Source organism: Undibacterium sp. Ji50W (assembly GCF_049340445.1).
GTDB lineage: Bacteria > Pseudomonadota > Gammaproteobacteria > Burkholderiales > Burkholderiaceae_D > Undibacterium.
Map to the genome: position 1 here is coordinate 609,084 of NZ_JBMPOX010000001.1, position 13,229 is coordinate 622,312.

The following is a 13,229-nucleotide window of genomic DNA, read 5'->3' on the forward strand; positions in this document are numbered from 1 at the left end:
TGGCTGGTTTTTTTTCATCATGAAAAACATCAGGATGCCTGCCACCTATGCTCACTGCATACTCTCTTATCTTTTATTCTTCTAATGACCTCATTTTTTAAACACCGGATAAGCATTTTTTCTCTGCTCTGTATGATCGTGATGATGGTCAGTGGTCCGCTGGCAGCGCAAGCAGTTTTTAATAATCCACTAGTCAAGAATCGGGCCGATCCTCACATATCCCTGCATGAGGATGGCTATTATTATTTCACCGCCACCGTGCCGGAATATGATCGTATTGAATTGCGACGTGCCAGAAGCATCAATGATCTTGGTACGGCAGACGCCAAAGTGATCTGGAGCAAACACGCAAGTGGGCCTATGAGTCACCACATCTGGGCACCAGAATTGCACTTCATCCAGGGTAAATGGTACGTGTACTTTACCGCTGGTAGAGCCGAAGCCATTTGGGATATCCGTTTGTATGTGCTGGAAAATTCTTCAGCCAATCCTCTGGAAGGGGAATGGATAGAGCGTGGCCAGTTAAAGACTGGTAGAGAATCTTTCTCGCTGGATGCGACTACCTTTGCGCTGGCGGGTCAGCGTTATCTGGTGTGGACCCAGCGTGACCCGGCACCGGACAAAAAGAATACCAATATTTATCTGGCGAAAATGGATACGCCCCTGTCTATTACAGGACCCGTCGCCTTGTTGTCGCGTCCTGACTATGACTGGGAGAAAGTGAAGTATGAAGTCAACGAAGCACCTGCCGTATTGATCAGGAATGGCCGTGTCTTTATTACCTATTCTGCCAGTGCAACCGATGAAAATTACTGCATGGGCTTATTGAGCGCATCTGCAGATGCTGGTTTGCTCGATTCCAAGGTGTGGCAAAAATCTACCCAGCCGGTATTCAAGACGAATGCGGCAAATGCCCAGTATGGACCGGGACATAATTCGTTCACGACTACCCCCGATGGTAAAACTGATGTGTTGATATATCACGCCCGCGATTATCGTGAAATCAAAGGGGATTCCCTGTATGACCCCAACCGCCACACCCGGGCACAGGTATTTTACTGGCGTGCAGACGGTACACCCGACTTCGGAGCGCCTGGTGCTGCCACCATCAACCTGGGAAAACGGGCAGCCAAGCCCCTGTTTCGTGATCCAGTGATGGATGGTGCCGCAGACCCTGTTCTGGTACGCAATGCCATGCTGGGGAAATGGTGGATGTTGTATACCAATCGCCGCGCCAATGCATCTGAAGCGCGTGGTGTCACCTGGGTGCATGGCACACGCATAGGCATTGCCGAGTCAGACGACGAGGGAGCGAACTGGCACTACATTGGAGAAGCAGACATAGAATTGCCACCGCAAATGGGCGGCGCGCAAGCCACCCATTGGGCACCAGACATCATCCGGGCGAATGATGGCAGTTATCACATGCACCTGACAGTGGTGCCCGGTATCTTTGAAGACTGGAAGCATCCACGTTACATGGTGCATCTGACCAGTCAGGATTTGCGTCATTGGCGCAATGCCAAAGTCTTGCAACTGGCGTCTGAACGCGTGATCGATGCTACCGTGTTACGGTTGCCGCAGGGTGGGTATCGCATGTGGTACAACAATGAAGTGGACAAGAAATCGATTTACTATGCCGATAGCCCGGACCTGGAAAACTGGACAGATAAAGGCAAGGCCGTTGGTGATCAAGGTGGCGAAGGCCCCAAAGTCTTTCGCTGGAAAGATCAGTGGTGGATGATTACTGATGTGTGGCGTGGCCTGGCTGTATATCGTTCCGATGATTTGTTAAACTGGAAGCGCCAGGTTGGTAATCTGCTTGAAGTACCGGGACACGGTGAAGATGACGAAGTAATGGGCGGTCATCCGGATGTCGTCGTCAACGGTGACAGGGCATTTTTATTTTACTTCACCCACCCTGGCAAGCGTGGGCCAGACCAGAAAAAAGATGGCCGGGAACAGAGACGCAGTTCCTTGCAGGTGGTTGAGTTATTGCATACGGAGCAGGGCTTGCAGGCAGATCGTGATGCTCCTGCCTATGTACGTTTACCAGCAGAATAATCGAAGACGTAGTTAAAAAATGCGTTGAAAAGAGAACCTGAAATGAAACCTTAAAATGGGAGCGAATTATTCGCTCCCATTTTATTCCTTCCCATTCATGAGGTTTCCGTCAGCTACTTTGCTGCTTTTATCTGGATGTCACCAGATCCAGCCATTTGTCTTTATAAGCTGACCAGCCTTTTGGCTCAAGTTTGCTGACATTGATCGAAGCGTCACTCATGTTTGGCAACTGTTCCCAGTGATGCAGCATCCAGGCGCCGTAAGTCGTGCCACTGGTATCATTTGACAGCATGATGTTTTGTTGTGGCCGCAGGCCTGCCAGCAAAGGGGCGAAGTAGGGGTTATTGGTAAAGCTTCCTTCGACGATGATATTTCCCTCTGAACCCAGCTTGTTCAGGCAATAATCCGTCATCAGAACACAATACAGGGTGGCAAGCGCATATCTTTCCTGCATGTTTTCTGGTGCCTGCCCTGATATCCTGGCAAGCTGCCCGGAAAATGGACCACCTGATTCAGCGAAGCAGGGCAGGGCGAAGCTTTCCTGACTGATCAGTTTGCTGATATCGGATGGCGTGCAGGTCGCAGGTTCCTGGCCTGCCAGGGTAGCAAATTCTCGCCCGCCCATAAACCGCATGCAGGAAACGGCTTCACCCAGTACATTGGTGTTGGCCAGCATGTCTGCATCTTCATCCAGGCAAGATTGTGATGCCCCCAGGGCTGCTGCGATCATCCAGGTGCCAGTGGACAGCACCGTGCATTTTGTATCCTTGCCAGCAGTATGCAAATGACGCAGCAGGGAAGCATTGCTGTCGTGGATGCCACATATAATCTGACAGTTTTCGGGCAGGCCGGTTTCCATTGCCAATGTCGGACGTATTTTCCCCAGCCTGGACCAGGCTTTCTGCATGGGCGGGAACAGCGGCGTCCACCCCTTCTGTTCTGTCAGGGAAGAGTATTGCTGTCGGTTCGTGTCCCACAGATCAGTATGGCATCCCAGCGAACTGACTTCCGTCGCGGCTATGCCAGACAGGCGCCAGGCCCAATACTGTGGATACATCAGGATATGTGATGCACGTGCAAAATCAGATGGATAGGTGCTTTCCAGCCAGGCAAGTTGACGGGCCAGATTCAGGCCGGCTGGCAAATCAGGCGAATAACTTTGCTGGTAAGGAGGGCGCAGCGGCCGGTATTTGCTGTTTTCCTGTTCTGGCAGATCTGACTCATAATCCAGAACCGGCAGCACCAGGCCCTCGTCATTCACTAGCGCGGCGGTCGCACCATGGGTCACGGGGATAATCGCCGTCACTGTAGCAATGCGGGAAAATTCACTGAAAACGCGCAGCATCCATGCCCATATCCGGTCGGTATCATGATGCGGATAGATACCGTCCTGGACAATATTGTTGGGACAACGCTGCTCAGCCAATGGTTTTCCCTGCACATCCAGCAAGCTGAGTTTGACATTGGTCTTGCCTATGTCCAGTACGATACTGGCGTCCGCTTTTATTGTTTCCATTGGTGCTGTCTGGCTGCCTTGCATATTATTTTCTTTGTTTTTTACGGTTCAACAAACGCGGCAGGGCGATGGTAATCAGCAGCAAAATACCGACCACTATGGTCATGATGATGCCAGGTATATTCGCCAGCGCCATACCGTAATTGACGACACCCAGTGTCAATACCGCCAGGAACACACCAACGATGGTGCCTGCTCCGCCAGCGATGCTGACACCACCCAGGATAACCATGGTAATGATTTCCAGCTCCCACCCTGTGGCAATATTCGGGCGCGTACTGCCTATGCGTCCGGTCAGTAAAAAGGCGGCCAGACCTGCCATGGCACCAGTCAGTGTAAATAACATGAAACGGTATTTGTCCACCGACACGCCGGAAAACCTGGCCGCAACCGGGTTATTGCCTATGGCGTAAATCTTGCGACCCCAACTGGTAGCATGCAGGATGATGGCGAACAGAACGACGAAGAACAACAATATGATGAACTGCCTGGGGATGAAATCAAAAAAGTAACCCTGACCCCAATCAATCAGCAACTGTGGATAGGCCGTGAATGCCTGGTCACCCAGCACCACGCTGGCCAGACCGCGAAACAGGGACACGCTGCCTATCGTCACCACGATGGATGGCAGGGCAAAACGCGTGACCAGCAAGCCATTCAGGCTGCCGCAGGCCGCACCGGTGAAGACCGCAATAAACAGCAGACTGTAGGCGGGCAGGCCATGCGAATTGGCAAGGCCCATGGCGACGGAACACAGCGCCAGGATGCCGGAAACTGAAATATCAATTTCGCGACAGATAATCAACAAGGCCATGGGCAGGGCAATCAGGGCCTTTTCACTGAAGTTGAAGGTGCCATCTGCCAGGTTGTGCAAGTCAAAAAAATTCGGTAGCAGCAGGCTATTGATGATGAACGCTGCGACAAACAGTAAAGCCAGCAAGGTTTCCCAATGGGAGAAGAATTTCTTGAACTGAAATTCTTCCTTGTCGCGTATGGTATAGCGGGAGCTGTTGGTTGGTGATGTCATGGCGGTCGTGTTCACGTACTACTCCTGATTGCGTTCTTTTGCAGCAGTTGCAAAGGCAAAATCTGCCGGCTGCCTTTTTTGTTACTACGCGCATTGATCATGACGGCAGTCAGAATGACCACACCTGTCAATGCACTTTGCCAGAATGGGGAAATTTTAACGACCGGCAGCGCATTGTTGATAACCGCCAAAAACAGGGAACCCAGCACTGCACCAGATACCGTACCCGCACCACCGGCTATATTAATGCCGCCAATGACGCAGGCTGCAATGACGGTAAATTCGAAGCCATAGGCAATTTCCGTATAGGCCACCGCATAGCGTGCCACCCACAAGTAACCGCACAAGCCGGCCATCAGGCCCGACAATCCATAGGTCCAGAACAGGCGGCGCGGGGTAGGGATGCCGATATAATTGGCAGCCGTAGGCTGGTTGCCGATGGCATACAAATCCCTGCCAAAATGCGTATAACGGGCGAGATACCACATCAGTACAACGACGATGGCTGCAATCCAGACCAGATGCGTAATCCCCAGTAACTGACTAAGCGGGAAGGCAATGAAGTCAGCGGGCATCTGGTGTGACGATACCCATGCACCACCAGATAAGACGAAGACCAGGCCGCGGTAGACACTCATGGTGCCCAGCGTCACAACGATGGGCGGCAAGCCCAGATAACCGATCAGGTAACCATTGATCAGGCCCAGACCCAGGCCTATGGCCATCGCCACCAGTACAATCAGCAACAGCGGCAGACCAGGGAATTTAGACGCCAGCAAGGCCGACATCATGCCTGACAGAGCCAGATTGGAGGCAACCGACAAATCAATACCACGTGTGATGATGACAAACATCTGTGTCACCGCCAGCATGACCAGCAAAGTACTATCGGTCAGCAAGTTAGACAGGCTGGACATGCCAAGAAAGATAGGCGCACGCAAACCCACCAGGCCGATCAACAAGACGATCATCAATCCCAGCAATACTTCCCTTTGCTGCAGGTACTTCAAACGGTTCATGCTATTTCCTCTGCCATTTCCATTACTGATGAGTCGCTACCAGATGCTGCTGCGACGACGCTCTCTGGCGTGGCATGGGCTCTGTCAAATACTTTTTTGATATGTCCCTGATGCATGACAACGACGCGGTCTGACATGCCCAATACCTCAGGTAATTCGGATGACACCAGGATGACTGACAGACCGGTCGATACCAGTTCGCTGATGAAGCGATGCACGGCAGCTTTGGAACCGATATCAATACCTTTGGTTGGTTCATCCAGAATGATGACCTTGGGTTTGGTCGCCAGCCACTTGCCAAGCACCACTTTTTGCTGGTTGCCGCCCGACAGCTCGGCGATCATTTGCGTCAGGTGACTGGCTTTCAGTTCCAGTTGTTCACTGTAATGCCTGGAAATTGCAGCTTCTTCATTGCGACGTGCTCCCAGCAAGAACCCGATCCTGTCCAATATGGGCAGGGTGATGTTCTGTTGTACCGACATGGTCAGATGGCCGCCCTGGTGTTGCCGGTCTTCTGGTACATAGGCTATGCCGTGGGCTATGGCATCTTTGGCTGATTTGATATCCAGGATTTTGCCTGCCAGGCTGACACTGCCGCGCACATTGCTGCTGAGCCCGAACAGGGCTTGCATGACTTCCGAGCGACCGGCACCAACCAATCCATAGAAACCCAGTATTTCCCCCTGACGCAGCGAGAAATTGATATTGTCGAATTCGGTAGGATGACAAAAATCTTTCACCTCCAGCAGGGTGTCACCTATTGCCACTTCCTGTTTGGGGAAGGTTTGATGGATGGAACGTCCCACCATGAGCGATACCAGATCTGGTTCGGAAATATCGGCCAGTGCACCTTCGGCCACAAAATGACCATCACGCAAGACCGTGTAGCGATCTGCCACGGCATAAATTTCATCAAACTTATGCGAGATGAAAATAACGGCAGTGCCGGCGGCGCGCAATTGCCTGATAATGCGATACAGTTCCTGGATTTCCCGCTGCGACAGGGATGCCGTTGGTTCATCCATGATGACCACGCGCGCATCTTGTGACAGGGCGCGGGCAATTTCTACAAAGTGGCGTTGTGCCACACTCAGGTCTTTGACCTTGGCGCGCACCGGCAATGAAACTTCAAGCCGGGTAAACAGGCGTTCTGCCTGCGCTTCCATCAATGACCAGTTCACGCGAGCCGGAAAGCCGTGCATGGGTTGCCGGCCTATAAAAATATTTTCAGCAACTGTCAGCTCATCAAACATGACAGTTTCCTGATGCACTGCAGTGACACCCGCCAGCATGGCCTGTTGTGGCGTGGCAAACCGCACTTCTTTGCCTGCAATGTGCATGCTGCCACTATCAGGCTGGTAAATGCCGGTCAGGGTTTTGACCAGGGTGGATTTGCCTGCCCCGTTTTCACCTATCAATGCCATGACTTCGCCAGCACGGACGTTCAGCGCCACTTCATGTAATGCAATGATGCCCTGGAAGCGTTTGCAAATACCCTTCAGCGTCAGGATGGGTGGGGCCAGCGAACCGTCGGGCGCGATAGGAAACGGATTGTGCTCGTTCGTCATTAACATAAGGCAAGGAGATGATGGATAGGAAAACTCAGCCGTCGGTCTGACCGCAAGAAATGAATCTGTGACAGACAGCTGATTTTCTGTTTGCAGATGACCCGGCGACAGGCGCTCAGGTCAACATGTGTGGGCTTCTTTGCTTAAAATATCTTGGAGAACTGCTCCACATTATCCTTGTTGTAGGTGAAAGGAGGGGCCATGGCTGCTTCCCCATTGGCGTCAATCGCAATCGTCCCCATGCGGCCGATGGCAAAACTGCCACCAGCCTTGGCGTTCGGATTGCCTTTGACAAATTCATTGGCAATGTAAGTCGCTGCATAGCCAAGATCGATAGGATTCCAGATGGCAAATTCCTTGACGGCCCCGCTTTTTACATGGCCAGCCATTTCTGAAGGCAAGCCCAGGCCGGTAACGAATACCTTGCCGACCAGATGCTCATCCACCACCGCCTTGCTGGCGGCATTGATGCCGACAGTGGAAGGGGAAATGATCACTTTCAGGTTGGGATTGCTGCGCAGCAGGCCTATTGCCTCACGATAACTCTTGTCGGACTGGTCGTCGCCGTAGACGGTTGCCACCAGTTTCAGGCCTGCAAATTCGGGTTTCTCCAAATCCTTTTTCATGACATTGATCCAGATGTTCTGGTTGGTTGCCTGGGCAGATGCCGACAAAATGGCGATTTCACCCTTGCCACCGATGGCATCCGACGCCATCTGCAATTGCTTGATGCCGATCAAATCTGCATTCGACGGGTTCAACTGCATCAACCGGCCTTCTGGCGCAATGCCGCTATCGAAAGAGATGACCTTGATGCCACGCTGCATGGCCTTTTTGGTGATCGGGACCAGCGCATTGGCATCATTGGCAGAAATGGCAATCGCATTGACTTTCTGGCTGATCAGGGAATTGATGATTTCAATCTGCCCTTCGGCACTAGGGGTGGTTGGCCCGGTATAAATGATTTCAACGTTACCGATTTGTTTGGCCGCTTCCTTGGCACCTTCATGTGCCGCATCAAAAAAACCGTTTCCCAGGTTTTTAACGACGATAGCAATTTTGACCTTATCCGATTTTTGTTCGCAACCCTGCAGTGCGCCCAGCATGCTCAGTGCCAGCGCTGCAAGTAATACCTTTCTTCTTTTCATTCCACTGTCTCCGGTTGGAACATGCTTGCTGACTCCATGTCATAAGCCTGATTAAATTTTGTAGCCGGGTACTTTACCGGCAACGCCTCTGGCGCAACGGTGATGACTTTGACGCCAGATTGCTCAAGCAACTGCACAGCAGAATCAGATGCATTGTTATCGGTGATCAGGCAGGAGACACGATTGAGCCCGCACAATATCAAACCAGCTTTCTTGGCGAATTTTGAACTGTCTGCCAGTACGATCAATTCTTCGGCCTGGCTGATCAGGCGTTTTTCTGCCTGTATCAGAAGCGGGTCGACTTCCATCAAACCCAGCAGGGATAGCCCATATACGCTCATGAACATCTTGCCGGCATAGTGATGCTGGGTGATGTCGTTATCGAAAGGGCTGAGGATTACATTTTGTTCACGGTAGACGCGACCACCAGGAACGATGATTTCGTTTTCGCTCGATACCAGCAGGCGCTCAGCCATCATGAACGAATTCGTCAGGATTTTCAGCTGTTTGTCGACCAGGAATTCAGCCATCATGAAGGTGGTGGTGCCACCGTTGATGATGATTGTTTCGCCATCATTGCACATATTGCTGGCGTAACGCGCAATAGCCCGTTTACGATCAGCGTAGCATTTGATATTGTTTTGGAAGGTTTCGCTGGTGAGCGCAATAGAACGCTTTTTCTGCTGCAGGTTTTCTGCGCCGCCACGTGTGCGGGTTAACAGATTGCGTGCAGCAAGCCAACTTATGTCGCGCCGGACGGTTGCCGGGGATGCGCTAAGCCACTCAACCAACTGCTGGACGCTTGCTGAATTGTGCTCGGCGAGCAGCTTTAGCAAACGCTTACGACGTTTGTGATTTACCATTTTTGTCTCCATCTGTAGCCATCTTTTGTCTTTAGCGAGGCATACCACCAGTCGTTGCTTTGTATTAATTTGCTGGCGTATATCGAGACTAATCACTTAAAAATCGGACGTCAATCAAAATTTGATCAATCTAGTGATTATTTCCCCGGTTGATCATCTGCTGTCGCGAAAATCAATCATCATGCTGACTATTCTAATTTCAATCAGCGTCTTGATTGCTTCTGTATTGACACTCAATGCTGGCTGTTTTCTACTGACTGCCACCGCCATACCGGACAAAAATGCAGTCCAATCACAAACTGCTCAATAGTTTCGGTGACCTCTCAGGAGACCAAGAGGTAAGGCTAAGGAATTTGTCATAAAAATATTAATCAATAACGGAGAGTGTATGACCTCAACGATTCAAACCGAGCAGAAAAAACCAATCACTTCACTTTGGGACGACGCATACGCAGCTGGCTTGTCTGAGCCAGAATTATTGCTGTATCGCTCGAATTTGCTCGGCTCTGATATGCGCATTACGAACTTTGGCGGTGGCAATACCTCGGCCAAGGTGATGATGCCGGATTACCTGACTGGCGAGCAGGTAGAAGTATTGTGGGTAAAAGGTTCTGGCGGTGATCTGGGAAGCATCAAGATGGATGGCTTTTCGACACTGTACATGGATAAATTGCATTCCCTGAAAGGTCGTTATCGGGGCCTGGCGCTGGAAGATGAAATGGTGGCATATTTGCCACATTGCACCTTTAACCTGAACCCACGCGCTGCCAGTATCGATACGCCACTGCATGCGTATATCAATCGCAAGCATGTTGATCACATGCATCCTGATTCAGTCATTGCCATTGCCGCCTGCGCCAATAGCAAGGATTTGACGCAAAAAATATTCGAAGGTGAACTGGGCTGGTTGCCTTGGCAGCGTCCTGGCTATGACCTGGGCCTGAAGCTGGAAGCAGTTTCCCAAACCCAGCCGAATTTGAAAGGCATCATCCTCGAAGGCCATGGTTTGTTTACCTGGGGTGATACAGCCAAGTCTTGCTACGAGACCACGCTGGCGATCATTCAGCGCGCTGAATCCTGGTTGGAAGAAAATAGCCGTAAGCCGGCATTTGGCGGTGCCAAATATAGCGCCTTGCCAGCAGCAGAGCGCGCCAGCCTGGCAGCCCGTCTGATGCCCGTACTGCGCGGCAAGATCAGTAAAACAGAATTCAAACTGGGCCACTTTGATGACAGCACCACAGTGCTGGATTTTGTCTGCAGCAAAGACTTGCAGGCACTGGCTGCCCTGGGTACGTCTTGCCCTGATCACTTCCTGCGCACAAAAATTCGCCCGTTTGTGATTGATTTTGATCCTTCTAATCCCAATTTTGATCAACTTTTGAGCGGTTTGGATGAGGGCTTGCGTCAATATCGCGCAGACTATGTTGCTTACTATGAGCGTTGCAAACATGATAATAGCCCGGCAGTGCGCGATGCCAACCCGATTATTTACCTGATCCCTGGCATAGGTATGTTGTCTTTCGCTAAAGATAAGGCAACTGCCAGGATCGCCGGTGAGTTTTATGTGAATGCCATCAATGTGATGCGCGGTGCGAATGGCGTTGACAGCTATGTCGGCTTGCCAGAGCAAGAAGCCTTTGATATCGAATACTGGTTGTTGGAAGAAGCCAAACTGCAGCGTATGCCCAAGCCGAAAAGCCTGGCTGGCCGCATCGCATTGGTGACTGGTGCTGCCGGTGGTATCGGTCAGGCTGTGGCACGTCAATTGTTGCAAGAAGGCGCTTGTGTCATGCTGACAGACATCGATGGCGAGGCATTGAGCCAGGCACATCAGGTCTTGGCCAAAGTGGCAGGCAAAGACAATGTGGCGACCATCAGCGCCAATATCACCCGCGAAAGCGATGTTGATGCGATCTTGAGCGAAACGTCCTTGCGATTTGGCGGTATCGATTTGCTGATCTCGAACGCCGGTATCGCTTCGTCTGCACCGCTGGATGAAACGACACTGGAAATCTGGGAGCGCAATCAGGATATTCTGGTCAAAGGTTACTTCCTGGTCAGCCGCAGCGCATTCCGCATCATGAAGCAGCAACAAATCGGCGGCAGCATGGTGTTTGTGGCCAGTAAGAACGGCTTGGTCGCCTCTGCTGGTGCCTCCGCATATTGCACGGCAAAAGCGGCAGAAATCCATCTGGCACGTTGCATCGCCCTCGAAGGTGCTGCCCATGGCATACGCGTCAATGTGGTCAATCCGGACGCAGTGATCCGTGGTTCCCGTATCTGGGACGGCAAATGGAAAGAAGAGCGTGCTGTTTCGAATAAAATCGATGCAGATGATATCGAAGAATTCTATCGTCAGCGCAGCATGCTGAAACTCAGCGTATTGCCGGAAGATATCGCAGAAGCAGTGTATTTCCTGGCAAGCGACAAGTCTGCCAAGAGCACAGGTAACATCATTAACGTAGATGCAGGCAATGCTGCTGCATTCACGCGCTAAAATATTAAAAGATTGACTGACCTGGATCTGATACCCAATACGGATCAGGTCAGCAACTACGGAGACATAAGATGGATAAAGTAATTGACCACGGTCAAGTGGCAGAACACAACGCCAAACTGCAACAGAATCTGGATGCAGACTATGCTGCCCTGGGTAGCATGCTGGCAAGGCGCGGCCAGGATATTGAGCAACTGACAGCCAAAGCCCAGACTTTTGCCGTAGCCTTGCCAAGCTGGGGTGTCGGCACTGGTGGTACACGTTTTGCACGCTTCCCGGGCAAGGGCGAACCACGCGATGTCATGGAAAAACTGGAAGACTGTGCCGTCATCCATCAACTGACGCAGGCTACACCTACCGTATCCCTGCATTTCCCTTGGGATAAAAGCAGCGATCCAGCGGCCATGCGTGAATTTGCCAGCAAACATGGCCTGGGATTCGATACCGTCAATTCGAACACCTTCCAGGACCAGGCCAATCAGGCGCAAACCTATAAATTTGGCAGCCTGACAGCCAATGCCAAAGCCGTGCGCGAGCAGGCGGTAGCACACAATATCGAATGTATAGAACTGGGCCGTGCACTGGGTTCCAAGGGCTTGACCGTATGGGTCGGCGATGGCGCAAATTTCCCGGGTCAGCATAATTTGCGTGGCGCGCTGGAACGCTATCTCGACAGCATGCGCGACATCTACAAGGCCTTGCCTGCAGACTGGTTGATGTATATCGAACACAAACTGTTTGAACCGGCATTCTATGCCACCACAATTGCAGATTGGGGTACCAGTTATGCCTGCGCAACCGAATTGGGTGCCAAGGCAAAATGCCTGGTGGATCTTGGCCACCATGCGCCAAATACCAATATAGAAATGATCGTTGCCCGTCTTGCGCAATTTGGCAAACTGGGTGGCTTCCATTTCAATGACAGCAAATACGGCGATGATGATCTGGATTCCGGCAGTATCAATCCGTTCCAGCTGTTCCTGATTTTTAATGAACTGGCCGATGTTGCTCAGCGTGATGGTGATGCATTCAAACCATCTTACATGCTGGATCAGTCACACAATGTGACCGATCCTATAGAAAGCCTGATGTCCAGTGCCATCGAAGTACAGCGTTCTTTTGTCCAGTCTGCACTGGTCGACCGCAAGGCATTGAGCGCGTATCAGGAAAATAATGATGTGCTGCTGGCTGCACAAACACTGAAACAGGCTTTCCGTACTGATGTCAGCCCTATCCTGGCCATGGCACGCGCCCGTTCTGGCGCAGCTATTGATCCGGTTGCCTGCTATCGCGCAACTGGCTACCGTGAAAAACAAGCTACACTCCGTCCAGCCAAGGCTGGTGCCAGCGGTAGCGGTATCGTCTGATTCAGTTCCCTCTGAAGCCTGTTTTGTCCTGTACTGTTGCGCATTTTTTGCGTAATGGTGCTTTGCTTCAGAGGGATTTTTCATCGCTATGTCTCCATATGGAATATCCTTAGCAATAAGCTGATCTCCATTCAGGATAGACACCCGCACTCTGTTTGTC

9 protein-coding genes are annotated in these 13,229 nt (G+C 51.4%); 3 read left to right on the top strand and 6 right to left on the bottom strand.

The genetic code is table 11. The features are described from left to right. Positions 1-132 precede the first annotated feature (132 nt). On the top strand, positions 133-2,064 hold the full coding sequence (locus ACO0K9_RS02815; protein WP_422981536.1) for a family 43 glycosylhydrolase: 1,932 nt from the start codon (positions 133-135) through the stop codon (positions 2,062-2,064). Between the two features lie 127 nt (positions 2,065-2,191). Here ACO0K9_RS02815 and ACO0K9_RS02820 read toward each other — a convergent pair whose 3' ends face one another. The 6 genes from ACO0K9_RS02820 to ACO0K9_RS02845 all read right to left on the bottom strand — a co-directional run bounded on the left by ACO0K9_RS02820 (position 2,192) and on the right by ACO0K9_RS02845 (position 9,205). Next, entirely contained in the window at positions 2,192-3,580 is a 1,389-nt protein-coding gene (locus ACO0K9_RS02820) for an FGGY-family carbohydrate kinase (protein ID WP_422981538.1), read from the bottom strand. Between the two features lie 25 nt (positions 3,581-3,605). Then, positions 3,606-4,607 carry an ABC transporter permease gene (locus tag ACO0K9_RS02825; RefSeq protein ID WP_422982512.1) on the bottom strand — a complete coding sequence of 334 codons (1,002 nt, stop codon included), beginning with the start codon at positions 4,605-4,607 and terminating at the stop codon, positions 3,606-3,608. A gap of 11 nt (positions 4,608-4,618) precedes the next feature. Then, a complete protein-coding gene (locus tag ACO0K9_RS02830) occupies positions 4,619-5,626 on the bottom strand; it encodes an ABC transporter permease (RefSeq protein WP_422981540.1) in 1,008 nt (335 codons plus the stop codon). After that, entirely contained in the window at positions 5,623-7,194 is a 1,572-nt protein-coding gene (locus tag ACO0K9_RS02835; RefSeq protein ID WP_422981542.1) for a sugar ABC transporter ATP-binding protein, read from the bottom strand. The genes ACO0K9_RS02830 and ACO0K9_RS02835 overlap by 4 nt, the downstream gene beginning before the upstream one ends. Before the next feature lie 143 nt (positions 7,195-7,337). Then, on the bottom strand, positions 7,338-8,342 hold the full coding sequence (rhaS, locus tag ACO0K9_RS02840) for a rhamnose ABC transporter substrate-binding protein (RefSeq protein WP_422981544.1): 1,005 nt from the start codon (positions 8,340-8,342) through the stop codon (positions 7,338-7,340). Further along, complete coding sequence (locus ACO0K9_RS02845; protein WP_422981546.1) at positions 8,339-9,205, bottom strand: DeoR/GlpR family DNA-binding transcription regulator; 867 nt, start codon at positions 9,203-9,205, stop codon at positions 8,339-8,341. The genes rhaS and ACO0K9_RS02845 overlap by 4 nt, the downstream gene beginning before the upstream one ends. A gap of 388 nt (positions 9,206-9,593) precedes the next feature. On the opposite strand from ACO0K9_RS02845, the gene ACO0K9_RS02850 reads away from it, so the two are divergent. Together ACO0K9_RS02850 and rhaI are read left to right on the top strand one after the other, a co-directional pair. Beyond that, positions 9,594-11,702 (top strand): bifunctional rhamnulose-1-phosphate aldolase/short-chain dehydrogenase, encoded by a 2,109-nt coding sequence (locus tag ACO0K9_RS02850; protein ID WP_422981548.1) that lies wholly within the window; start codon positions 9,594-9,596, stop codon positions 11,700-11,702. 71 nt (positions 11,703-11,773) lie between these two features. Further along, positions 11,774-13,069: an L-rhamnose catabolism isomerase gene (gene rhaI / locus ACO0K9_RS02855; RefSeq protein WP_422981550.1), complete on the top strand. Its 1,296-nt coding sequence runs from the start codon at positions 11,774-11,776 to the stop codon at positions 13,067-13,069. The last annotated feature ends 160 nt before the right edge of the window (positions 13,070-13,229 follow it).

Bases quoted from the DNA above. Each gene is read 5' to 3' on its own strand.
- rhaS (WP_422981544.1), bottom strand. From the start codon at position 8,342: ATGAAAAGAAGAAAGGTATTACTTGCAGCGCTGGCACTGAGCATGCTG.
- rhaI (WP_422981550.1), top strand. From the start codon at position 11,774: ATGGATAAAGTAATTGACCACGGTCAAGTGGCAGAACACAACGCCAAA.
- ACO0K9_RS02820 (WP_422981538.1), bottom strand. From the start codon at position 3,580: ATGGAAACAATAAAAGCGGACGCCAGTATCGTACTGGACATAGGCAAG.
- ACO0K9_RS02845 (WP_422981546.1), bottom strand. From the start codon at position 9,205: ATGGTAAATCACAAACGTCGTAAGCGTTTGCTAAAGCTGCTCGCCGAG.
- ACO0K9_RS02835 (WP_422981542.1), bottom strand. From the start codon at position 7,194: ATGACGAACGAGCACAATCCGTTTCCTATCGCGCCCGACGGTTCGCTG.
- ACO0K9_RS02830 (WP_422981540.1), bottom strand. From the start codon at position 5,626: ATGAACCGTTTGAAGTACCTGCAGCAAAGGGAAGTATTGCTGGGATTG.
- ACO0K9_RS02825 (WP_422982512.1), bottom strand. From the start codon at position 4,607: ATGACATCACCAACCAACAGCTCCCGCTATACCATACGCGACAAGGAA.
- ACO0K9_RS02815 (WP_422981536.1), top strand. From the start codon at position 133: ATGATCGTGATGATGGTCAGTGGTCCGCTGGCAGCGCAAGCAGTTTTT.
- ACO0K9_RS02850 (WP_422981548.1), top strand. From the start codon at position 9,594: ATGACCTCAACGATTCAAACCGAGCAGAAAAAACCAATCACTTCACTT.